Below are 21,884 nucleotides of genomic sequence, written 5' to 3'. Positions count from 1 at the left end.
TATGTCTGAAATTAGCCAGTCTATTAGCCAAATTATCAGTGAAGCGGGAGTCATGACCGCATGGGAAGCGGTTGCAGTATTATTAGCCATTGTGTATTTAGTATTGGCGATGCGAACAAATATTTGGTGTTGGGCGGCGGCATTTATCAGTACGGCAATATACACGGTGCTTTTTTGGAAAGTCTCATTGCTTATGGAATCGGTGCTCAATGTCTATTATATGGCGATGGCGTTATACGGTTACTGGATGTGGATGCAGCAACCTGATGTTGGAGTTGCACACCATATTGATGACAAAGGCTCGCCTATTATCAGTTGGCCTGTAAGCACCCATTTTATGTTGGTATCTATTACGTTACTCGTTTCTCTGGTTGTTGGATATTTGATGGCCAATTATACCCAGGCTTCATTTCCATATTTGGATTCAGCAACAACCTGTTTTGCGGTAATGACTACCTACTTAGTAGCCAAAAAAGTGCTTGAAAATTGGTTTTACTGGATAGTGATTAACACTGTGTCTATTTATTTATATTTCAGTAAAGGACTCATGTTAACCACAGCATTGTTTGTCGTTTATGTATTTATGGCAATCGCAGGATATTTTATGTGGCGAAAAATGTGGGTTATGGATCTTCAATCAGATGCCCAGCCTGCTCAACAGCATGGCTAATTTCACTGAAGTGCTAGAGAACAAAGCATTAGCTGGATTACCAGTAAAGGTTATTCAGCTTTTAGTTGAGCAGCTACCAGCGGAAAAATTAAGTCAACTAATCAGCGATTGCGTCCATGTTGAATTGCTTTCAGCAGGATTAAGTAATCAAAACTTTTTGCTTCAAAATCAATCAAAAGCAGGCGTACAAGCGCAAGTGCTCAGGGTCAATCACGCAGAGACAATTTGGTGTAGCCGTGTTGATGAAGTGACAAGCTGGCAAGCCGCACAAGCCATTGGTTTCGCGCCGCAATTATATTTTTGCGGTGCTAAAAATGAATTGTACCTTAGTGAGTTTATCTGCGAGCCCGAACCTTGGAGCCAATTTTATTGTGCACACGCTAATCACACTCTTCGGCAGCAAGTAATTAAGATTGATGATTCAACTACAGAGCCAGTCAAGCATCTGCTAACTGTCTTACAAAGCCTTGCAAAGCTTCCTTTGCCCGCCAAACAGGTAAGTATGTTACAGCAATGGCAAGAGTATCAATTACAATTAGTCACCGATAAAATACCTTCCAAGCAATGGCAATCGTGTTTACAACAAATTAACAGCCTAACTGATGACGCGCTATTGTGGTTTAATGCCATGGATAAATGTTTAATTACACCATCGTTTTGTCATCGTGATTTATCTCCTTTTAATCTCCTTTTACATTCCAATCAACATTCGATGTCGGGCGAGACACCGACAAAGTTGATGTGTATCGATTTCGAATATGCGGCAACCAGTCATCCACTTTTTGATTTAGCCTCAATATTGGCTACCCATGATTTATCTTCAGCACAATATGAATCATTACTTGATGGTTATTTTAAATGGCAATCAGAACTGAGTTCACCTTATCTAAATGAAAATGCACAGCAATGTGTAGGTTATGCGATTAATTGTTACTGGTTATTTTGTGCAATGTGGGCATTAATTATGGCCAAATCTGCACCAGAGACATTTTTAGCTTATTTCCAGCAGTATTTTGCCTTAATCGATAGCCATTAAGGCTTGTTTGTCTGCACCCCAAAACTTTATTTCGGGTCATTGAAATATTTTCCTGTTATGTCAGGTCTTAATAGTTACTCACTATCAAGCTGACAGAGTTCCGATGATGTTTAATCTTAGTCTTAAATTTAGCCAATAGACTAGACAAAACGAATATTGAAGTTTGTCTGCAAATTAATACATCTCATAAAGGAACTAGCATGCAAGCACTCTTTGCCATGTATCAGAATTTACTTAATAAATTATCCTACTTGGAGGGATTGGCGCCGTTAGCGCTGCGGATTTATCTCGCGCCGGTTTTAATGCAAGCTGGGTATAATAAATTATCTCATTTTGGCGATACAGCGGCTTGGTTTGGTAATCCTGATTGGGGACTGGGTTTACCTATGCCTGAACTGATGACCGTATTAGCTGCCGGAACTGAGTTTTTTGGCGGGCTGTTATTATTAATAGGGCTTGCGACCCGATTTATGGCTCTGCCGCTTATGATAACCATGCTAGTGGCTGCATTTGCGGTACATTGGTCAAATGGTTGGTTAGCCATTGCTGATGCGAGTTCGTGGTTAGCCAGTGATAAAGTGGTTGAGGCGGGTGAAAAACTTGCTGCAGCGAAATCTATATTACAACAGCATGGCAATTATGAATGGCTTACCAGTTCAGGTAATTTTGTTATTTTGAACAATGGTATTGAATTTGCGATAACCTATTTTATTATGTTGCTCGCATTACTCTTTATGGGCGGCGGCCGCTATTTTAGCCTAGATTATTATATTCATCGCTATATGGGACGGAAAGATTCTTAATAGGTTTTAAGGCTTAATCAATTTGTAAATATCCCAGCCAAAAACTGGGATATTTGATATTATCCATACAAATAAGCATCAATAGGATAAACACTTTGAAAGCGTCTGAATTATTGTTAACTCGTCAATCCTCTCCAAGATTAGTTGCTCCAGCTCCTTCTTCTGAACAACTCGAATTTATTCTCAATGCTGGGGCTAGAGTGCCTGATCATGGGGCATTAACACCCTGGGAGTTTATTATTGCTCAAGACGAGGGACTTAGTCGTTTGGCTAAGGTGTTTGTTTTTGCGGCAGAGCAATCAAATGCAGATGAAGCTTTTATCCAAAAAGCAGAAAAAATGCCATTTCGTGCACCTATGGTGATTACTGTTGTAGCCAAAACACAAGACCATCCTAAGGTCCCCGTGCTAGAACAACATATTGCTGCAGGATGTGCGACCATGGCCATGCAACAAGCCGCATTTTCGTTAGGTATTGGCGCGGTTTGGCGGACGGGCGATTTTGCCTTTGATAGAAACGTCCATCAGCAACTGGGATTAGCAGAGCAAGATCAGATTATTGGTTTTCTGTATGTTGGTACACCCTCGGTACAAGCACCGATCAAGCCTTTAAAAGAGGGGCGTCAATTCGCGAGGTTTTTATAAACGGTATTGCTCATGCTTCAAGTAAAACGGCATGAGCAATTTGATAAACGGCATGTTGCAGTTTACTCAAGTGTGTCTAACGGTAATGAGTTTTGAAAAAGGTAAAACCCTAAAGGCCCCAAAAACAAACTTAATCCGCACCAAATTCCTCGTTTGAAGTTGCTGATATGCGCCTTGGTCGTCATCGCGTTATAGCAAAATAATATGTGCAACAATCCGACAGCGGTAAGTAAAAAAACCAGGGTTAAATCCATTGTATTCATGTCATGTTTTCCTTTGCTTTACGGCAATGACTCTTTAGCGTGTAATCGTTAATCGAATTTGTGCAAAATAATAAAAATCCTTCTTATTATCTAACGTCAATTAACGGTTAAATCTTGCTGATACTAAGTCTCAATCTAATCTATTTTTACCTTATTTAAAAGTCATAAAATTGATTAATCATCTAAATTAATTACATTTTTTCGAAATACCACGATTTAGACACTGATACGGTTTATATTTTAATCTCGCTACCACTTTAGGTGGATTGTTCTTTTATCATCTAGCCACAAAGGGTATTTGGTCATGACCTGTTTGAATAACTCGCTTTCAATTAATGAGTTTAACCAAGCGCGTACTTTGGGATATGGACAAGATGCAAACCAGCTAGGATCAACACCTGCAAATTGTCTGATAAAAGGGAATATTGCGTAATCGGCAAAAGTAGGGTGATTTGTAAATAGAAAAGCATCTTGACTGAGTTGTTGTTCAAGATGGTCAATAAAAAGTTCCGCCTGTTGCCGATAGGCGAACTGGCTCATTTCCGGATGCCTGTCGGCATATTTATACTTATCTAACCAAGGTTTAAATACAACATCATTTTGTTGAATAAGCGATTTAGCGTCTTTTGAGTCGAGACTTTCAATTAATGTTTGGTATTGGTCTTTATTTAAGTATGGGCAGTTTTGCTGTGGATACTGCTTCAATGCAAATTGGAATATATCCAAGCTTTCTGCAATCACTTGATCTGAGTAGACCAATACCGGCACTGTGCCTTTAGGTGAAATGGCAAGCATTTCAGCGGGCTTATTTTTTAAAATGATTTCTCTTACTTCAGGATTTAAAACGCTCAAGTGCAAGCCTGTTCTAGCTCGCATAGCATAAGGGCAGCGACGAAAAGAGTACAAATGATTCATGATAATGGCCTGTAATATTTTGCAGCGAATGAATGATGGATAGACTTTATCAGTAGTGTCATGGCATGAATGACAAACGGCAATAACTTCAATATTTCGAAGCATTTTTGCATCAGTAAAACGAAGGTGATTTTACCGTAAAAAAATTATTTTTGATGATAAATGGCATTTAAAATCCTATAGAGAGATTAAAAACTGTTATTTGGGTGTGATTTAGTTATAATTTCGGCCGTTTTTTAGCTATAGCTCACATTTGTGTGCCAGTAATATGCACTGGAAATTAAGTTCCAGCCAGCGGAGAGATCATGTCAACGAATACATCAATACCCCCATCATCCACATTTGCAGTATGTGCACTTTATAAGTTTGTTGCCTTACCCGATTTTGAAGCAATCAGGCAGCCGTTACTTAACGTGATGGAACAGCATGAAGTGAAAGGAACCTTGTTACTTGCTAGCGAAGGCATAAATGGCACTGTAGCAAGCAGCAAGGCTGGTATCGAGGCTTTATTAGCTTGGTTAGATGTTCAACCTGGTTTAGACAATATTGTCACTAAATTATCCTTTGATGATGAAATGCCATTCTATCGAACCAAAGTGAAGCTGAAAAAAGAGATTGTGACTATGGGTATTGAGGGTATCGACCCTCGTAAAGTGGTAGGTACCTACGTTAAGCCCAAAGATTGGAATGCATTAATTTCAGATCCTGATGTGTTATTGGTTGATACTCGTAACGATTATGAAGTGCAAATTGGTACCTTTGAACATGCAGTCAATCCAGTTACCGAAACATTTCGTGAGTTTCCTGAATACGTAAAACAAAACTTAGATCCTGCAAAACACAAAAAAGTGGCCATGTTTTGCACCGGCGGCATTCGTTGTGAGAAATCAACTGCCTATCTAAAAGAACAAGGCTTTGAAGAGGTTTACCATTTAGAAGGCGGTATTCTTAAGTACTTAGAAGAAGTTCAGCCTGAAGAGAGTTTGTGGAAAGGTGAATGTTTCGTATTTGATAATCGAGTTGCAGTAAATCATGCACTAGAAAAAGGTCAGTACGATCAATGTAATGCTTGTCGTATGCCCATTACTGAAGCGGAAAAAAATTCGCCAGCATATGTACAAGGGATTAGTTGCCCGCATTGTATTGATAAAATATCTGACGAACAGCGTCAGCGGTTTATTGAACGTGAACGTCAGGTTCAACTTGCTCAGCAGCGTGGTGAGGCTCATATAGGCAGTGATGTCAATCAAGTGATTGAACAACGAAGACAGAAAAAAGAAGCCTTGAAAAAAGCGCAAGAAGCTAAAAAACGCAGCTAGATATATTGATTAACATGTAACCTGTCAGTATAAGTCTTGAAATTGTGTTGGGTGTTATGCTGATGGAGTACCACAAAAAAAGCCTCATTAATTGAGGCTTTTTTATGTCGCAAGCATAACCCATTACCACTTCTTTTTGGGTTGAAACAACATATCAAGATCGTCTTCATCATTTTTCTTGGGTTGAGGAACATTGGGGCCAGAGCTTTTTTGTGCGCCCATTATTTCATCAAGTAATTGTTTAGCTTCGTCAACTTTACGAGTGATAAAAGGATCGTTTGGTGTTTGTGCTTTGATTAAATGCAATGTAGACAGTGCTTTAGTTACCATTTGTTTACTTGAGCCGTATTGCTTCATATAACATGCTGCTCTAGCACGAGATATCATTGATTCTACGTTAATTCGTTGTTGTAAACTGTCGATACGACTTTCTTCGCTACTGAAAACAACCGAGTCTACTTTTCCCTTATTGTGCTCGGCACGTAAAATTGCTTTGAGTTTTTTCAGGGTTTTAACTAATTCTAATACTTGACGGTCATTGTCAGGTAACCGAAAGTTTTCAACCGACGGTACCTGCGCAGGTGCCCCCATCATGTTATTCACCTGCGCTTTTAAGTCACCTAGACGGCGCTGATAATCGTTAAGAACTTGTCCTGAGGAATAGGATATTGATTGTTCTAGTGCTTCTTGAATACGTTTATATAAAATTAAAATGATATGGCTAGAACATGAAGCCATAGCCGTGTTGGCTAATACGGCCTCAGTTTCATCTATAATGGCTCTTTGACGTGATGCTTCTAGTCTGCGTTCTGCTTCAGCTCGTTCTTTTTGTTGTTGAATAATGCTGAAGCCAATTATTAGCAGTAGTAAAGCGCCAATCAGCAGTAATATGAGAATTAAGGACATAGGTTTTCCGTATGGTCATAGTAATTGCAGGTGTCGCATTAAAAATAATGCCCAGCAACACAAACTTATTTCGGTTTTATAATCATGTTTACATTATAGGTGAATAGTAAAACCAAAATTACTTTATATCTTAGCGTAAGTTATGTCGACTGTCGTTGAAAACTAAGTCATTTTAATGAGAAAAATAATGTCAGAAATAACATAAAGAATAAATCAGTCGGTATTTTTCTAATTATATGAACTTGTCTGCTCTTTTTGACTGCAAATTTTCGTACCTTAAAGCTGTTAAAGTTAATTGTTTTCACTTGTCATATATTCCATATTGGATTACATTTGCAGTTAAGTATAACAAATAGTTATAGATATGCAGTGGTGAACACAGCTTTGTACCATTGATGTTAACTCTTCAATTTAAACCGCAAGGAAATATGCCATGAAGCTACAGCAACTTAGATACATTGCCGAAGTGGTAAAACATAATCTTAATGTGTCGACCACGGCAGAAAACTTGTATACCTCACAACCTGGTATCAGTAAACAGGTGAGAATGCTTGAAGATGAACTTGGCATTCAAATATTTGGTCGTAGTGGTAAACACCTGACGCATGTCACGCCAGCGGGACAACAGGTTATCGAAATAGCTAACGATATTTTGAGTAAAGTTGAGAGTATTAAAAAAGTTTCCGAAGAATATACCAAACCGAATCAAGGCGAGTTAAATATTGCCACTACAGATACACAAGCGCGTTATGCATTACCTAATATCATTCAGGAGTTTATTAAGCGCTATCCAAAAGTTAACTTGCACATGCACCAGGGCACGCCAAGTCAGATCAGTGAGCAAGCCGCGCGAGGTTATGCAGACTTTGCGATTGCAACAGAAGCAATGCACCTTTACACCGATTTAATTATGTTGCCATGTTATCACTGGAATCGCTCGATTGTTGTAACTCGTGATCATCCTTTAGCCAATATCGTCAAACCGAGTATTGAAGAGCTGGCAAAGTATCCGTTAGTTACCTATGTTTTTGGTTTTGATAAAGCTTCAGAAATTGAAAAATCATTCAATCGCGCTAACTTAGACCCTCGAGTGGTGTTTAGTGCGACAAGTGCTGATGTATTAAAAACCTATGTTCGTTTGGGGTTAGGGGTAGGGGTCATAGCATCTATGGCCATAGATGCTAATATTGATAAAGATTTAGTCGCAATAGATGCAAGCCATCTATTTGCGCATAGCACCACAAAAATAGGTTTTAGACGGGGTAGCTTTTTACGTGGTTACATGTATGATTTTATGCTGCATTTCGCTCCTCACTTAACAAGAACGGTTGTTGAAAATGCGGTCGCTTTACGTGATCAGCAACTTATTGATGAAATGTTTGCCGATATGAAATTACCTGTTCGCTAATTTCTGATCATATCGGAAGCAAAAAAAATCACGCCTAGGCGTGATTTTTTGTATATCAACAAGATTAATCTGGGGCGTAACCGCTTTCACCAATCACACAACCATCAAGAAACGCTTGATTATTGTTCATTGATAATCGCCCTAAGCTGAACCACTTTACTACCAGAGGATAGATAGCATGTTCTTGTTCATGCACTCTTTGGGCTAATGTTTCTGCATCATCCTCAGGATAAACAGGCACTTTGGCTTGTAAAATAACGGGACCAGCATCTAACTCAGGGATCACAAAGTGCACACTGGCACCGTGTTCTGTATCTTTGGCATCAATTGCACGTTGATGAGTATTTAGCCCAGTATACTTAGGTAATAATGATGGGTGAATATTTATCATTTTACCTAAGTATTTGCTAACAAACTTATCGGATAAAATCCGCATAAAGCCGGCAAGCACGATCAAGTCAGGCTGATACTTTTCAATCGCACTGATTAAGCGAGCATCAAAGTCTTCGCGTTGTTCACCTTTGCGAGCAATGACACAACTGGTGTCAATTTCACTATGATGAGCGCGAACTAAGCCATAGGCGTCAGGTTTGTTACTGATAACGCCAACTACTTCAGCGTTTAGGTTGTCATCACAACCGTCTAAAATAGCTTGTAGATTACTACCGTTACCTGAAATTAACACCACTACGCGGCAGCTTGCAGACATTAGATAATCTCCACTTGCTCTTCATCGTTACTGCGCTCTGCAATTTCACCGATTAACCAAGCATGTTCACCTTCAGCAGTTAATAACGCTAATGCAGCATCAACCTTCTCTGAAGGAAGCGCAATAACCATACCCACACCACAGTTAAACGTGAGGTACATTTCACGCTTGGCGATGTTACCGTTGGTCATTAACCAATCAAATACTACTGGCCAGTTCCAAGAATCACCTTTCACAACTGCTTTACAGTTTTCAGGTAATACGCGAGGGATGTTTTCCCAGAAACCGCCGCCTGTAATATGTGCCATAGCATGTACTTCAGTTTGCTCAAGTAATTTGAGTAATGACTTTACATAAATTTTTGTTGGCTCAAGTAAATGATCGATTAACGGCTTACCATTAAGATCTTGCTTAGGATCTGCTTTGCTTACTTCTAATACTTTACGGATAAGCGAATAACCATTTGAGTGCGGGCCGCTTGAACCAAGGGCAATTAAAGAGTCGCCTGCTTTAACTTTAGTTCCGTCAATAATGTCAGCTTTCTCTGCAACACCAACACAGAAGCCTGCAAGATCGTAATCTTCGCCTTCATACATTCCTGGCATTTCAGCTGTTTCGCCGCCAATTAACGCACAACCTGATTGGAAACATCCTTCAGCAATGCCGTTAACAACTGAGGTAGCCGTTTCAACATCTAACTTGCCGGTGGCGTAATAATCTAAGAAGAATAAAGGTTCTGCACCCGAAACAATTAAATCATTAACACACATGGCCACAAGGTCTATACCGACTGTGTCATGCTTCTTATGATCAATCGCCAGTCTAAGCTTGGTGCCAACACCGTCAGTACCAGAAACAAGTACAGGATGTTTATATTTAGTTGGTAATTCACATAATGCGCCAAAACCACCTAAATTGCCCATAACTTCTGGACGACGGGTGCGTTTTACAGCAGATTTTATGTTATTAACTAATGCGTTACCTGCATCGATATCAACGCCGGCGTCTTTGTAACTTAATGGTGTAGGAGTGCTCACGGAGGATCCTCTCGGGTACATCGTTTAAGGAATTTTATGCGGCGGTATTCTACCAGCTTGTGCCGCTTGTCGAAAGCCATGATTTGGCTTTATCCGCCATATAAAACACCAAATTGTACTATTTTTATTGGCTTAGCTCACGATTTACAGCATTTATGAAACTTTATGTTTTATAGCGGGGACAAATGCACTAACATTTGTTAAATTTGGCTGTAAATAGACAAAGCTGGGAGAGAAAATGAAAGTCGTTGAAGTAAAACACCCTCTAATTCGTCATAAAGTAGGATTGATGCGCGAAGCTGATATCAGTACTAAACGTTTTCGTGAATTGGCGACAGAAGTTGGCAGTTTGTTGACCTATGAAGCTACTGCTGACTTTGAAACCGAAAAGGTCACTATCGATGGTTGGAATGGCCCAGTAGAAGTCGATCAAATTAAAGGTAAAAAGGTCACTGTAGTGCCCATTTTACGTGCAGGTTTAGGCATGATGGACGGTGTGTTAGAGCATATTCCAAGTGCACGTATTTCTGTTGTTGGTATTTACCGTGACGAGAAAACTCTTGAGCCGGTACCGTACTTTGAGAAGTTGGTTAGCAATGTTGATGAGCGAATTGCATTAGTCGTTGACCCGATGTTGGCAACGGGTGGTTCAATGATCTCAACCATCGACTTATTAAAAGCACGTGGCTGTACGTCAATTAAAGCATTAGTGCTTGTTGCGGCGCCTGAAGGAATTAAAGCATTAGAAGCTGCGCATCCAGATATTGAACTGTACACCGCAGCCATTGATAAATGCTTAAATGAGCAAGGCTATATTTTACCTGGCCTTGGCGATGCCGGTGATAAAATTTTTGGTACTAAATAATTTAGATATCAATATTGTTCAGCAATAAAAATGGGAACGTAAGTTCCCATTTTTATTGCCAGTTTTTATACTTTCATCAATTCAATAGCTTCACTACATCAGCTTAAAGCACCATTGCCGCCAACCAACCAAAGCCTAATAAGGGAATGTTATAATGCATAAATGTTGGGATAACGCTGTCACGAATATGATCATGCTGTCCATCCGCATTCAAACCTGCAGTAGGGCCTAAGGTAGAATCCGATGCAGGTGAGCCCGCATCCCCCAATGCCGCGGCTGTTCCCACAAGGGCAATAGTGGCAGGAATTGAAAAACCAAAACTCAGGGCTAAAGGGACATATATAGTGGCGATAATCGGAATGGTTGAGAACGATGAGCCAATACCCATGGTGATCAGTAATCCGACAACTAGCATTAATATTGCCGCTAGTGCTTTATTATTACCAATGATATCCCCTAAAGATGCCACTAATGTGCTGACTTCCCCCGTTGACTTTAATACCGCAGCAAACCCTGCCGCTGCGATCATGATAAAACCAATATTGGCCATCATATGGACTCCTTGATTAAACAAGTCCTGTCCTATGCTGCGTTTGATAATTCCCGAAAACCGGAAAATGATGAAACCCGCTAGCGCGCCAAAAATCATCGAATTAGTTTGAAGTTGCACTATTAACGTCGCCAAAATGGCGATGATTGAAATGACAATACTTTTACGATTTATTCCGGGCTCTGTTGTTGCATTACTCAGTTGCGGAGCGATGATTTGATACTCACGCGGTTTACGATAACTTACAAACACGGCAAACAGTAGACCACATACCATGCCAAGCGCTGGAAGTAACATGGCTTTAGGGATTTGAGTATGAACAGCTTCTAAACCATTATTATTTAGGTTTGCCAGCAAGATATCGTTCAAAAAGATCCCACCAAAACCAATTGGCAAAATCATATAAGTGGTGACTAAACCGAAGGTCAGCAAACAGGCAATAAGCCTTCTATCAATTTTTAACGTCGACAACACATGTAATAGTGGCGGAATAAGAATGGGAATGAATGCAATATGAATTGGCAGCAAGTTTTGTGAAGAAACCGCCATTGCAAGTATGGTGACTAATAGCGTCCATCTCACCACATTAGTATTGGTGCTGTTAGGTTCTTTACCTAGCTTTTTGATGATGGAGTGAGAAATTAACGTGGTCAATCCTGAATGTGATAACGCTGCAGCAAAAGCGCCGAGCAAGGCATAGCTTAATGCTATTTGTGCTCCGCCGCCTAGACCATCATTAAAAGCCGCAATGGTTTGGTTTAAATCAAGCCCACCGACTAAGCCTGCTACTAATGCACTGATCGTCAGTGCGATAACAACATTTATTCGAGCAAAACTTAATGCAAGCATCAAGCAAACGGCAATAACAACAGCATTCATATCAAAATCAATCTATTTATATTTATAAGACGTTTATTTATGACGTTATTTGTTTGTCTTGTCCAGTAATGCCTATTGTTTTGCTATTTTTTATGCTTTACAAAAGCGGATGTAATCGCAGTTTTTCTTTCTTGTATCATTCTGTGTAACCAGTTTGTTGCATAGCACTCGTATTCCACGCCAATTGTTATTTATCTTAGAATGCTAAAATCCCTATAAAGAGTAGGGCTGCAGTGCAGGGTTTTTCAGCAGGTAAAACAAATTTCATTCAAAAACGCTTATATCAGACACAAATAAAAGGTATGGTATAGCACATTACGGAATGATGGTGCTCAGCACCTTCCCTTATGTTTTAATCAAGCCATTAATGGAGATATAAAATGAGCGTATTAGTAGGCCGTCCAGCCCCAGATTTTACTGCAGCTGCTGTTTTAGGTTCTGGTGAAATTGTTGATAACTTTAATCTTGCAACTGCGATTAAAGGTAAGCCAACAGTGATCTTTTTCTATCCTTTAGATTTCACATTCGTATGTCCATCAGAGCTAATTGCTTTTGATCACCGTATGGAAGAGTTCACTAAGCGTGGCGTTGAAGTTATCGGTGTGTCTATTGACTCACAATTTACCCATAACGCATGGCGTAACACTCCAGTAGAAAAGGGTGGTATTGGCCAAGTTAAATACACTCTAGTTGCTGACGTTAAGCATGAAATTTGTAAAGCTTATGATGTTGAGCATCCAGAAGCGGGCGTTGCATTCCGTGGTTCTTTCCTTGTAGACAAAGAAGGCCAAGTACGTCACCAAGTGGTTAACGATTTACCATTAGGCCGTAATGTTGACGAAATGCTACGTATGATCGATGCGCTGCAGTTCCACGAAGAGCACGGTGAAGTATGTCCAGCTGGTTGGTCTAAAGGCGACAAAGGTATGACTGCAAGCACTGATGGTGTTGCTGCATACTTAAAAGATAACTCTGACAAGCTATAATTTAACTTGTGAGTGTAAAAAAAGCTGCCTAGGCAGCTTTTTTATTTGTCAGTCATAAAACGGCTAAATTAACAAATTTATTCTGTGTCGGTTTGTTCTGAATCTTCTTCAGTATCACTGTCAGCCAATGACGGAATTGGCCATCCACCTAACGCTTTCCAGCGATTAACGATATAACAAAATAATTCAGCCGTTCTTTCTGTGTCATACAAAGCAGAATGGGCTTCTTTGTTATCAAAGTCGATGCCGGCCATTTTACATGCTTTAGCCAATACGGTATGGCCAATCGCTAATCCCGCTAATGAAGCGGTGTCAAAGCTGGCAAAAGGGTGAAAAGGAGAGCGTTTTAAACCATTACGTTCAATACACTGATTAACAAAACCAAGGTCAAACGCTGCATTATGTGCAACCACAATGCTTCTGTGGCAGCCAACCGCTTTTTGTGCTTTTTTGACTTCTTTAAATATTTCTAAAAACGCAGTCTTTTCGTCCACAGCACCACGTAGAGGGTTTGTGGGATCAATTCCATTAAATGCTAATGCTTCAGGTTCAAGATTAGCACCTTCAAAAGGCTCAATATTAAAGTGTAACGTTTTATCCAAACTCAAATAGCCCTGGTCATCCATTTTTAGCATGGTGACGGCTATTTCTAATAGCGCATCTGTTTTTGCATTGAAACCTGCTGTTTCAACGTCGATAACAATGGGAAAGTATCCACGGAAACGATGTTTAAATTTGTTGCTGTCGCAGATGTCACTCATGAAATTCTATTACCCTGTTAAACTTGAATGCTGCTGCAATTATAAAGATGAAAATAGAACCCTAGCAGCTTTTAGGCCGAGTATTATACCCAAACGGCAACAAGATGCTCGTATCCTCGCTAAATTAAGCTTAAGAAAATTATTCTAACGCCGATATAGAAAACAGGATGGATTTATTAGGTGGCATCATGTGGCGTAATTTGTTGTTAATATCAAGTTTGTGCATCAGCACTTCAGCAAGTGCTGACTTGCGTCATTATGTTGCCTCACTAGACAACTCTGCTTGGCGCGTTGGTGAGAACTCTCCCATAGAGTGTCGTTTAGAGCACGACATACCTGACTATGGCAAGGCGGTTTTTTCAAGCAAAGCAGGAAAGGATTTGAATTTGTTATTCACCCTTGATATGTGGGCCAAACCGGATGCCGTAACGAATGCTAAGTTAATGAGTCGCGCCCCTCAATGGCGCCCAGGTGATGCCGCAAAAGAAATTACCGCGCTAAAATATCAAAAACAATTTAATGGCGAAGTACCTAAAAAAGCAGCTTGGACCATGCTTAACGAATTAAGTCAGGGAAGGGAGCCAACGTTTTACTATTCAGACTGGTATGATGCATCACAGAGGGTTGCTGTTGGTATTTCGGCAGCAAACTTTGCTGGTAAATATAGAGAGTTTCGATCATGTCTAGCTAATTTACTTCCCTATAGCTTTGATGACATCGCCTTCACTGTATTGAACTACCAAGATGGCGGAACCGAACTGACACGGTTCTCAAAGTATCAATTGAAGAAAGTTCAAGAGTATTTATCATTTGACCCTGAGGTCGAGCTGGTTGTTGTGAATGCTTATACTGATAGCTATGGTGGTCGTTCAATTAATCAAAAGGTATCAGACAAACGTGCTGATTCCGTTAAAGACTTATTGGTTGCTAGCGGCATTGCTCAAGATAGGATTATTACAGAAGGCCATGGTGAAAAACGCCATGTAACGGGTAATGATTTGGCTTCAGAGCGCCAGGTTAACCGCAGAGTTGTTATCAAGATCACTAAGCCAATATAAAAATATTTAAGTTGAGATTTCAAAGCCTGAATTATATTCAGGCTTTTTGTTTTTTGAAGATAAAAAAAACCCACTCAAACCGAGTGGGCTAAATAATTTGCAATCAACAAATTGAAGGAAGGAAGTCAAGCATAAGAACTGGGATAAATTAATGTTTCACAAACACTAATTAGAAGTTCATTGTTTTCTACATCAAACTGATGTCCTGAAAACAAGGCTATAATAGATTTTATGCTCTAGATTGACAAACTAAAAAAACTTCGTTTAAGGATTAGTTTTGCTAATGAATTGGTTGTTTTTATAAATGCTGAAAATAACGTTTAACCAATGATACGAGTGCTTTAGGGCAATATATGACATTTTTATGCATAAGTACTCGGATAAGTTGCATTGTCGAGCAAATGTAATTGTTAATAAACCTCGAGACTCTATCTTATGTGCCTACTCATTTGCCCAATGGCAATAATAATTTTTATTCTGTTTTGCTATTAACAGGACCTGACTTAACCAAAAGTTGGAGGTTTATTATAATATTTAACCTAGATTAATTGAGCTGGCGATTGAGGGCATCTTAGAGCGCCTTTGGCTCGATAGCTATGCTGAATCCTTTACAGTAAGCGAGCAATTGCAAATGGATTTAGTTTGTGTTCAATGCAAGGCTGAAATTTGATGGTTAACCTGAACTCTGGATAAGAGATTAGCTAAACATATGAAATTAAATAATATATAACCCAGGTATTCTAGAGAGATATTTTTTCTTAGAACAAGGCAAATTTGTGCGTCAATAGCTGGCCTATTGCAAACAAATTTAACACAGTTATCAGTAAAAATAGCCTCTAGAAAGCAAGTTGTTATCCAGAGTTCAGGTTAGTCAGCATTGGGGAATCTCATTTATCTGTTAATGCGAGTTGAGGTTGTATAGCCGTGCTTCTAAAGCACAATATCGAGTTCTAGTTAAGCATTTAGATTGTATTTGCTGCTTTGAATTAACGGGATGTTTCGCATGACTGATTTTTACTAAATTCAGTCACAAGCGATGACATTAAACGGTCGCTCATTTATCGATATGCTTTTTAGAAAAACAATTAGCGTTATCATGTCATTAATTGTCAGTTTTATTGGTTTTGATCGCATTCATTTTACGGCTTTGCTTTAACTTAGCCGACTATCTTTCAATAAGCCTAACCTTGTATGGACGTGATCCTATTTTATTAGTTAATTTATATGAGGAAATCAGGCAATTAAACCCATGGAAAAAAGATATTTTAAAAAGACAAAATTTTGTTTTTGATACGGGGGTTTACTGAGTTTTAAGCAGGAAAACATTAAAGAACCTTCATCTATCTTAATTTAAGCCAAGATTAAGTCGTTTTAAGGTATTTTAGTGAAAATAAAGTCCATTTTTAGCGTGTAAGATGATTCACAACTGACTTGCTACTCGGTATAGTAAGCGAAATTTTGTCAGCTGAAAAAAGAGTCATCTAATGACGTTTAATTGGCCAATAACTGTGTATTATGAAGACACCGATGCGGGTGGGGTTGTCTACCATTCAAATTACTTGAATTTCTTTGAAAGAGCACGGACAGAATGGTTAAAAGCGATTGGTGTTAGTCAAACTAAACTACTGGCAGATGATATTGCTTTTGTAGTCAAACGCGCGGAGTTAGATTTTCGCCGTGCAGCAAAGTTCGAACAAGATTTCACGGTTGAATCTTGTATTTCGTCATTAAAAAAAGCGTCGTTGGTGTTCCAACAGCGTTTAGTTGATGAGCTAGGTGAGTGCTATTGTGAGGCATCGGTGACTGTCGCCTGTGTGTCCTTATCCAAAATGCGACCCAGAGCCATCCCAGAATTTATAGTTCAGGAGTTTGAAAGTGCACGCTGATATGTCTTTTATTGGTTTGTTTTTACAAGCCAGTGTGTTGGTAAAATTGGTTATGTTGACCTTGTTAGGTCTTTCCATTGCATCATGGGCGGTCATTATCCAACGCCGTAAAATGCTTAATTCAGCACGGCTTAAATCAGCGCGTTTTGAAGATACTTTTTGGTCAGGTGTCGATTTAAATCGCTTATACAAAGAGCTTACCGCCAGAGGTGAAAGTGTTGCTGGATTAGAAGCGATGTTTGTTGCAGGCTTTAAAGAATACTCAAGACTGATTAAAGTTAACAGCAAGTCACCAGATGCTGTTATGGAAGGTACTTCAAGAGCGATGCGTGTAAGTTTGTCCCGTGAAATGGAAAAGCTTGAGAACAATTTACCTATGTTAGCAACGATTGGTTCAACCAGTCCTTATATTGGTTTGTTTGGTACCGTGTGGGGGATTATGAATTCATTCATTGCACTGGGTACTGTTGAAAATGCCACTTTAGCAATGGTTGCCCCTGGTATTGCTGAAGCATTAATTGCGACTGCGATGGGTTTGTTTGCGGCTATTCCTGCCGTTGTTGCCTATAACCGTTTTGCAACCCAAGCTGAAAAACTTGAGATGGCATATGCAAACTTTATGGAAGAGTTTTCGAATATTTTACAGCGCCAAGCCTATAGTGAAAAGGAAGCGGTGTAATGTACCAACGTAAGCGTCGTCGTCCTATTGCGGAAATTAACGTTGTACCTTATATCGACGTTATGTTGGTGTTATTAATCATTTTTATGGTTACCGCACCAATCGTTTCGCAGGGTGTTAAAGTTGAATTGCCACAGGGAAAAGCAGAGGCTTTACCTCCAGACAGTAAACCGCCGATAGTTGCTTCGATAGATGCAGCAGGTGAGTATTATTTAAACGTGGGTTCAGGTTCTAACAGCGATCCGTTAGATCTGGAAGAGATTTCTGTGCAAGTGGGAGCAATGATTTTGCTTGAACCGTTAAGACCAGTTGTTGTAAAAGCGGATAGAAGCATAGCATATGAAAATGTCATTCAATTGATGGTGAGCTTGCAGCAAGCAGGTGTTCCTTCAGTCGGTTTGATGACAGATTCACCCAAGGAGAAGTAGGTGTCAGATCAATCTAATATCAAAATACCGTTTGCGATATCCGGCGGTATTCACATTGGGGCGATAATCATCCTTGCATTAGGTTTAAGCTTTGATGATAAACCGAAAAATATGCCTTCAGCACCTAGCGCGCCTGCAATTCAAGCCGTGATGGTTGATCAACAAAAGATTAATCAGCATGTTGAGAAATTGAAACAGCAAAAACAAGATGCTGAGAATAAAGAAAAGGCACGTCAAGCAGAGTTAGAGCGTAAAGCTCTTGAAGCACGTAAAAATCGTGAGCTTGAACAGCAAAAAATTAAAAACCTAGAAATTGAACGTAAACAGAAAGAAATTGAAACACAAAAAGCGAACGATGCGGCTAAAGCGGCACAAATAAAAGTGCAGCAAGAAAAAGAGCGCGCGCAAAAAGCTGAAGCTGTTCGTAAGCAAAAAGAACAAGAGCAAAAAGCCTCAGAAGAAGCTGCGCAAAAAGCGGCTGAAAAACGTAAGCAAGAAGAAGCTGCTGCTAAAAAAGCTGAAGACGAGCGAAAACGTAAAGCTGAAGAGGAAGAGCGCAAACGTAAAGCCGAAGCAGAGCGTCAACGTAAGGCTAAAGCTGATGCTGATGCAAAAGCCCGTCAAGAGCAAGAGATGGCGGATGCTCTAGCTGATGAACAAGCCGCGTTATCGCAAACTCGTAACAAACAAGTGATGTCAGAAGTTGATAGATTTAGAGCGATGATCAGTGCCACGATTCAACGTAACCTAGTGGTAGATGAGTCGATGCGAGGTAAAAGCTGTCGAGTGTTTATTCGATTGGCACAAGATGGCTTTGTGACATCTAGTCAAACCTTAGATGGCGACCAAGTTGTTTGTCGTGCTGCAAAGGCGGCAATCAATAAAGCTGGACGCTTACCTGTTTCAACAGAAGCCGGTGTATATGACAAATTAAAAGAAATTAATTTAACAGTTTCACCTGAATTTAATTAATTTCTTACTGCATTAATAATGCGAAGGGTATAAAGGAGTCTCATGAAAAATTTGGTTAAATGGTTCGCACTGGCGTGTATCGTGTTAACGACCCCAGCGCGTGCTGCATTAGATATTGTGATTACTGAAGGGGTTGACCAAGCTCGCCCTATCGCCGTTGTGCCGTTTGTGTGGTTAGGTGAAGGTCCAGCGCCAGCATCCATTTCTGATGTGGTAATGTCTGATTTGGCGCGCAGTGGTACTTTTAAACCACTTGATACGCGTGCATTGCCGCAAGTCAATATTCATACTGCAAGCCAATTCACCGCCGATAGCTGGCGAAATATTTCAGCCGATGGTTTAGTGGTAGGTTCAATTAAACCTTACGGAGCTGGCCAATATTTGGTAAGTTTTGAATTAATCGATTTGGTTAAAGCGCAACTACAAGCGGGCAAAGGCCCAGTGGCAGCTAGCGAACTTTTATTAGAAAGTCGCGAAACCGTTATTAATGCAAATCAATTTAGACAATATGGTCACCGTATCAGTGACGTGGTATATGAAAAACTTACTGGTATTCGTGGTGCGTTCTTAACTCGCATTGCTTATGTAGTTGTTAAACAAGGTCAAAAATCTCCATATCATCTAATGATTGCAGACTATGATGGTTACAACGAGCAAATGTTATTACGTTCACCCGAGCCGTTAATGTCGCCAACTTGGTCTCCAGATGGGCGTCGTTTAGCTTATGTGAGCTTTGAGAATCGTAAAGCTGAGATCTTCGTTCAGGATATTTATACTCAAGCTCGTGTGTTAGTGAGTAGCTTTGATGGTATCAATGGTGCGCCATCATTTTCACCAGATGGTAAAAAACTTGCTGTCACGCTTTCAAAAGATGGCCAACCAGAAATCTACACCATTGATATCGCAACTAAAGCGATTAAACGTATTACAGATCATTACGCTATTGATACTGAACCATCATGGTTTCCTGATGGTAAATCTCTTCTATTTACCTCTGAACGAGGTGGAAGACCACAGTTATACCGTGTAAGTTTGGAAACAAACAAAGTCAGTCGCATGACTTTTGAAGGCGAATGGAATTTAGGTGGTTCAATCACGCCTGATGGTCGCAGCATGATTTTTGTGAATCGTACTAATGGACGTTTCAATATTGCCAGAATGGACTTGGCAACACGATTTATGCAGGTGTTATCGTCAACCCGTTTAGATGAATCTCCAAGTGTAGCGCCTAATGGCACTATGGTGATTTACGGTACGACTCACGAAGGTAAACAAGTATTGGCAGCGGTTTCTACCGATGGCCGCTTTAAGGCAAGATTGCCTGTCGGACAAGGCGAGGTGAAATCACCCGCTTGGTCTCCATTTCTTTAATTAAGATATTGATAAGGATTTAACATGGATCTGAATAAGTTGTTCAAAGCTATGATGGTTGCAGTTCCGCTTATGGCACTGGGTGCTTGTAGCTCAACTTCAGACTCTGAAACAGATGCAAGCGGTTCTACTTCTGGTTCATCTAGCAGCCAATATGGTAATGGTGGAATTGAAACCGGCGGTGCAGGTGCTGTATTAAGCCCGGCTGAACAGCAACGTTTAAAAGAGCAAGAGTTACGTCGTCAAAATATTATTTATTTCGACTTCGACCGCAGTGAAGTGCAAACTGAAAACGCGGAAATTTTGCTAGCTCATGGCAATTACCTGGTCGAAAACCCAAATGTTCGCGTGTTAATTGAAGGCCACGCTGACGAACGTGGCACTCCAGAGTACAACATTGCATTGGGTGAACGTCGTGCTAAAGCGATTGCTAAGTACCTTCAAGGTATGGGCGTACAACCTAGCCAAATGAGCGTTGTAAGTTATGGCGAAGAAAAGCCATTAGACTTTTCTCGTTCAGATTCAGGTTTTGCTAAAAACCGTCGTGGTGTTTTAGTTTACTAAACATTATTGAAGGAAGGCTAGTCAGATTGATTGGCCTGTTAGGAGTTTACAATGAAACATGCCGTATTAGTTGCGGCAATGTTCTTAGGTATGGGAGCAGCAGTCGCCGCTCCTGCACCAGTAGAGGATATTGCTAGTGGTTCAAGTGACGAACGTATTGCACGTTTAGAACGTATTTTAAAAGCGAAACAACAGGGTGAATTTGAAATGCAACGTCGTGTCGATGCATTACAAAGAGAAGTGTTGGATTTGCGTGGTGTTACTGAACAACAAAATTATCAGTTAAACCAGGTTCTGCAACGTCAACGTCAGCTTTACGAAGACATAGCCAATTTATCTACTAAACCTACCCCTGCAGCCAATTCAACCGTTGCAACTGATCCCGTTAGTGTTGCAGCATCTAGCTCAACGTTAGGTGAAACAGCAAGTTATGAAGCCGCTGTAAATCTCGTGTTGAAAGATCGTAAGTATGATGATGCTATTCCTGCTTTTCGGAATTTTATTAAACAGTATCCACAATCAAGTTATGCGGCGAATGCTAATTACTGGTTAGGACAGCTACTGTTTAATAAAGGCGAGAATGCTGAAGCCAAAACCGCATTCAGTACCGTAGTGAGTCAGTTTGCCGATTCGAATAAGCGTGGCGATAGTTTGGTTAAATTAGGGATGATTGCCGAGAAGGATAATGATATCCCTGGTGCAAAAGCACTTTATCAGAAAGTATTGAAAGATTACCCTAACAGTGCATCGGCTCGCCTTGCACAGCAGCAATTATCTGCGATTAATGGCTAATAGAGACAAAAAACAGCCTCTTAGTCTGTTTTTCATGCAAACAACAAGAAATTGGAAAATTGCACTTGCATGAGAAAATGAAAACGGTATTATAGGCGCCCTCAGAACGGCATAGCCTTCTGGGGGATGTTTTAAGACTATTTATGACATCCTTGGGACATCAATTCAAACTAATTGAAAGTTAATTTGTTTGTATCTGCTCCTTCTAACTATAATCAGTTAGCAAAACTTCTATGGGTCGTTAGTTCAGTGGGTCTTGAAATGTAGACTGTTGGCTTTTGCTCCAGTTAACCGTAAAGGTTAATAAAACCAAGATGGGTCGTTAGCTCAGTAGGTCTTGAAACATAGACAGTTGGCTTTTGTTCCAGTTAACCGTAAAAGGT

The 21,884-nt window shown here is 40.1% G+C and carries 22 protein-coding genes; 16 read left to right on the top strand and 6 right to left on the bottom strand.

Annotation, left to right across the window (positions count from 1 at the left end; genetic code table 11):
- Position 1 precedes the first annotated feature (1 nt).
- The 4 genes from pnuC to ORI98_RS16720 all read left to right on the top strand — a co-directional run bounded on the left by pnuC (position 2) and on the right by ORI98_RS16720 (position 3,153).
- Entirely contained in the window at positions 2 to 670 is a 669-nt protein-coding gene (gene pnuC / locus ORI98_RS16735; RefSeq protein WP_306135977.1) for a nicotinamide riboside transporter PnuC, read from the top strand.
- Positions 642 to 1,706 carry a phosphotransferase gene (locus tag ORI98_RS16730; RefSeq protein WP_306135976.1) on the top strand — a complete coding sequence of 355 codons (1,065 nt, stop codon included), beginning with the start codon at positions 642 to 644 and terminating at the stop codon, positions 1,704 to 1,706. The genes pnuC and ORI98_RS16730 overlap by 29 nt, the downstream gene beginning before the upstream one ends.
- Positions 1,707 to 1,906: 200 nt before the next feature.
- Positions 1,907 to 2,509: a DoxX family protein gene (locus ORI98_RS16725; protein ID WP_261299614.1), complete on the top strand. Its 603-nt coding sequence runs from the start codon at positions 1,907 to 1,909 to the stop codon at positions 2,507 to 2,509.
- 95 nt (positions 2,510 to 2,604) lie between these two features.
- Positions 2,605 to 3,153, top strand: coding sequence for an NAD(P)H nitroreductase (locus ORI98_RS16720; RefSeq protein WP_261299615.1), 549 nt, complete (start codon positions 2,605 to 2,607; stop codon positions 3,151 to 3,153).
- Positions 3,154 to 3,665: 512 nt separating this feature from the next.
- Here the strand turns inward: ORI98_RS16720 and ORI98_RS16715 are convergent.
- Positions 3,666 to 4,337 carry a glutathione S-transferase gene (locus tag ORI98_RS16715; protein WP_306135997.1) on the bottom strand — a complete coding sequence of 224 codons (672 nt, stop codon included), beginning with the start codon at positions 4,335 to 4,337 and terminating at the stop codon, positions 3,666 to 3,668.
- 299 nt (positions 4,338 to 4,636) lie between these two features.
- On the opposite strand from ORI98_RS16715, the gene ORI98_RS16710 reads away from it, so the two are divergent.
- On the top strand, positions 4,637 to 5,650 hold the full coding sequence (locus ORI98_RS16710; RefSeq protein WP_261299617.1) for a rhodanese-related sulfurtransferase: 1,014 nt from the start codon (positions 4,637 to 4,639) through the stop codon (positions 5,648 to 5,650).
- A 123-nt stretch (positions 5,651 to 5,773) separates the two neighbouring features.
- Here the strand turns inward: ORI98_RS16710 and ORI98_RS16705 are convergent, their stop codons facing one another.
- Positions 5,774 to 6,556, bottom strand: coding sequence for a hypothetical protein (locus ORI98_RS16705; protein ID WP_306135975.1), 783 nt, complete (start codon positions 6,554 to 6,556; stop codon positions 5,774 to 5,776).
- 433 nt (positions 6,557 to 6,989) lie between these two features.
- Between ORI98_RS16705 and cysB the strand changes: the two genes are divergently transcribed.
- Positions 6,990 to 7,964: an HTH-type transcriptional regulator CysB gene (gene cysB, locus ORI98_RS16700; RefSeq protein WP_261299619.1), complete on the top strand. Its 975-nt coding sequence runs from the start codon at positions 6,990 to 6,992 to the stop codon at positions 7,962 to 7,964.
- 64 nt (positions 7,965 to 8,028) lie between these two features.
- Here the strand turns inward: cysB and purN are convergent, their stop codons facing one another.
- Together purN and purM are read right to left on the bottom strand one after the other, a co-directional pair.
- On the bottom strand, positions 8,029 to 8,673 hold the full coding sequence (gene purN / locus ORI98_RS16695; RefSeq protein ID WP_306135974.1) for a phosphoribosylglycinamide formyltransferase: 645 nt from the start codon (positions 8,671 to 8,673) through the stop codon (positions 8,029 to 8,031).
- Entirely contained in the window at positions 8,673 to 9,710 is a 1,038-nt protein-coding gene (gene purM / locus ORI98_RS16690; RefSeq protein ID WP_306135973.1) for a phosphoribosylformylglycinamidine cyclo-ligase, read from the bottom strand. The genes purN and purM overlap by 1 nt, the downstream gene beginning before the upstream one ends.
- A 238-nt stretch (positions 9,711 to 9,948) precedes the next feature.
- Between purM and upp the strand changes: the two genes are divergently transcribed.
- Positions 9,949 to 10,575 (top strand): uracil phosphoribosyltransferase, encoded by a 627-nt coding sequence (gene upp / locus ORI98_RS16685; protein WP_261299622.1) that lies wholly within the window; start codon positions 9,949 to 9,951, stop codon positions 10,573 to 10,575.
- Between the two features lie 103 nt (positions 10,576 to 10,678).
- On the opposite strand, the gene ORI98_RS16680 is transcribed toward upp, so the two are convergent.
- The gene (locus ORI98_RS16680; RefSeq protein ID WP_261299623.1) at positions 10,679 to 12,004 is read right to left on the bottom strand and encodes a Na+/H+ antiporter family protein; all 1,326 of its coding nucleotides are present in this window, start codon (positions 12,002 to 12,004) and stop codon (positions 10,679 to 10,681) included.
- Positions 12,005 to 12,384: 380 nt separating this feature from the next.
- Here ORI98_RS16680 and ORI98_RS16675 point away from each other — a divergent pair, with 380 nt between their 5' ends.
- Positions 12,385 to 12,990 (top strand): peroxiredoxin, encoded by a 606-nt coding sequence (locus ORI98_RS16675; protein WP_261299624.1) that lies wholly within the window; start codon positions 12,385 to 12,387, stop codon positions 12,988 to 12,990.
- Between the two features lie 77 nt (positions 12,991 to 13,067).
- On the opposite strand, the gene rnt is transcribed toward ORI98_RS16675, so the two are convergent.
- Positions 13,068 to 13,751, bottom strand: coding sequence for a ribonuclease T (gene rnt, locus ORI98_RS16670; RefSeq protein WP_306135972.1), 684 nt, complete (start codon positions 13,749 to 13,751; stop codon positions 13,068 to 13,070).
- Positions 13,752 to 13,939: 188 nt separating this feature from the next.
- Here rnt and ORI98_RS16665 point away from each other — a divergent pair, with 188 nt between their 5' ends.
- From ORI98_RS16665 to ybgF, 8 genes are all read left to right on the top strand, one after another.
- Positions 13,940 to 14,809, top strand: a complete 870-nt coding sequence (locus tag ORI98_RS16665) for an OmpA family protein (RefSeq protein ID WP_261299628.1) — start codon at positions 13,940 to 13,942, stop codon at positions 14,807 to 14,809.
- 1,484 nt (positions 14,810 to 16,293) lie between these two features.
- Positions 16,294 to 16,695: a tol-pal system-associated acyl-CoA thioesterase gene (gene ybgC, locus ORI98_RS16660; RefSeq protein ID WP_306135971.1), complete on the top strand. Its 402-nt coding sequence runs from the start codon at positions 16,294 to 16,296 to the stop codon at positions 16,693 to 16,695.
- Entirely contained in the window at positions 16,685 to 17,374 is a 690-nt protein-coding gene (gene tolQ / locus ORI98_RS16655; RefSeq protein ID WP_188839346.1) for a protein TolQ, read from the top strand. Before ybgC ends, tolQ begins: the two co-directional genes overlap by 11 nt.
- A complete protein-coding gene (tolR, locus tag ORI98_RS16650; protein ID WP_261300011.1) occupies positions 17,374 to 17,802 on the top strand; it encodes a protein TolR in 429 nt (142 codons plus the stop codon). Before tolQ ends, tolR begins: the two co-directional genes overlap by 1 nt.
- On the top strand, positions 17,803 to 18,774 hold the full coding sequence (tolA, locus tag ORI98_RS16645) for a cell envelope integrity protein TolA (protein ID WP_261300012.1): 972 nt from the start codon (positions 17,803 to 17,805) through the stop codon (positions 18,772 to 18,774).
- Positions 18,775 to 18,816: 42 nt separating this feature from the next.
- Positions 18,817 to 20,145: a Tol-Pal system beta propeller repeat protein TolB gene (tolB, locus tag ORI98_RS16640; RefSeq protein ID WP_306135970.1), complete on the top strand. Its 1,329-nt coding sequence runs from the start codon at positions 18,817 to 18,819 to the stop codon at positions 20,143 to 20,145.
- Positions 20,146 to 20,169: 24 nt separating this feature from the next.
- The gene (gene pal, locus ORI98_RS16635) at positions 20,170 to 20,709 is read left to right on the top strand and encodes a peptidoglycan-associated lipoprotein Pal (protein WP_261300014.1); all 540 of its coding nucleotides are present in this window, start codon (positions 20,170 to 20,172) and stop codon (positions 20,707 to 20,709) included.
- 51 nt (positions 20,710 to 20,760) lie between these two features.
- Positions 20,761 to 21,501: a tol-pal system protein YbgF gene (gene ybgF, locus ORI98_RS16630; protein WP_261300015.1), complete on the top strand. Its 741-nt coding sequence runs from the start codon at positions 20,761 to 20,763 to the stop codon at positions 21,499 to 21,501.
- The last annotated feature ends 383 nt before the right edge of the window (positions 21,502 to 21,884 follow it).

Source organism: Shewanella sp. ULN5, assembly GCF_030731885.1.
GTDB classification, from domain to species: domain Bacteria; phylum Pseudomonadota; class Gammaproteobacteria; order Enterobacterales; family Shewanellaceae; genus Shewanella; species Shewanella holmiensis.
This window is presented reverse-complemented; position numbering and strand designations above follow the sequence as displayed.

What these genes read in the sequence shown, in the direction of transcription:
- pnuC (WP_306135977.1), top strand. Translation starts at nt 2, where the DNA reads ATGTCTGAAATTAGCCAGTCTATTAGCCAAATTATCAGTGAAGCGGGA.
- ORI98_RS16730 (WP_306135976.1), top strand. Translation starts at nt 642, where the DNA reads ATGCCCAGCCTGCTCAACAGCATGGCTAATTTCACTGAAGTGCTAGAG.
- ORI98_RS16725 (WP_261299614.1), top strand. Translation starts at nt 1,907, where the DNA reads ATGCAAGCACTCTTTGCCATGTATCAGAATTTACTTAATAAATTATCC.
- ORI98_RS16710 (WP_261299617.1), top strand. Translation starts at nt 4,637, where the DNA reads ATGTCAACGAATACATCAATACCCCCATCATCCACATTTGCAGTATGT.
- ORI98_RS16705 (WP_306135975.1), bottom strand. Translation starts at nt 6,556, where the DNA reads ATGTCCTTAATTCTCATATTACTGCTGATTGGCGCTTTACTACTGCTA.
- cysB (WP_261299619.1), top strand. Translation starts at nt 6,990, where the DNA reads ATGAAGCTACAGCAACTTAGATACATTGCCGAAGTGGTAAAACATAAT.
- purN (WP_306135974.1), bottom strand. Translation starts at nt 8,673, where the DNA reads ATGTCTGCAAGCTGCCGCGTAGTGGTGTTAATTTCAGGTAACGGTAGT.
- upp (WP_261299622.1), top strand. Translation starts at nt 9,949, where the DNA reads ATGAAAGTCGTTGAAGTAAAACACCCTCTAATTCGTCATAAAGTAGGA.
- ORI98_RS16680 (WP_261299623.1), bottom strand. Translation starts at nt 12,004, where the DNA reads ATGAATGCTGTTGTTATTGCCGTTTGCTTGATGCTTGCATTAAGTTTT.
- ORI98_RS16675 (WP_261299624.1), top strand. Translation starts at nt 12,385, where the DNA reads ATGAGCGTATTAGTAGGCCGTCCAGCCCCAGATTTTACTGCAGCTGCT.
- rnt (WP_306135972.1), bottom strand. Translation starts at nt 13,751, where the DNA reads ATGAGTGACATCTGCGACAGCAACAAATTTAAACATCGTTTCCGTGGA.
- ORI98_RS16665 (WP_261299628.1), top strand. Translation starts at nt 13,940, where the DNA reads ATGTGGCGTAATTTGTTGTTAATATCAAGTTTGTGCATCAGCACTTCA.
- ybgC (WP_306135971.1), top strand. Translation starts at nt 16,294, where the DNA reads ATGACGTTTAATTGGCCAATAACTGTGTATTATGAAGACACCGATGCG.
- tolR (WP_261300011.1), top strand. Translation starts at nt 17,374, where the DNA reads ATGTACCAACGTAAGCGTCGTCGTCCTATTGCGGAAATTAACGTTGTA.
- tolB (WP_306135970.1), top strand. Translation starts at nt 18,817, where the DNA reads ATGAAAAATTTGGTTAAATGGTTCGCACTGGCGTGTATCGTGTTAACG.
- pal (WP_261300014.1), top strand. Translation starts at nt 20,170, where the DNA reads ATGGATCTGAATAAGTTGTTCAAAGCTATGATGGTTGCAGTTCCGCTT.
- ybgF (WP_261300015.1), top strand. Translation starts at nt 20,761, where the DNA reads ATGAAACATGCCGTATTAGTTGCGGCAATGTTCTTAGGTATGGGAGCA.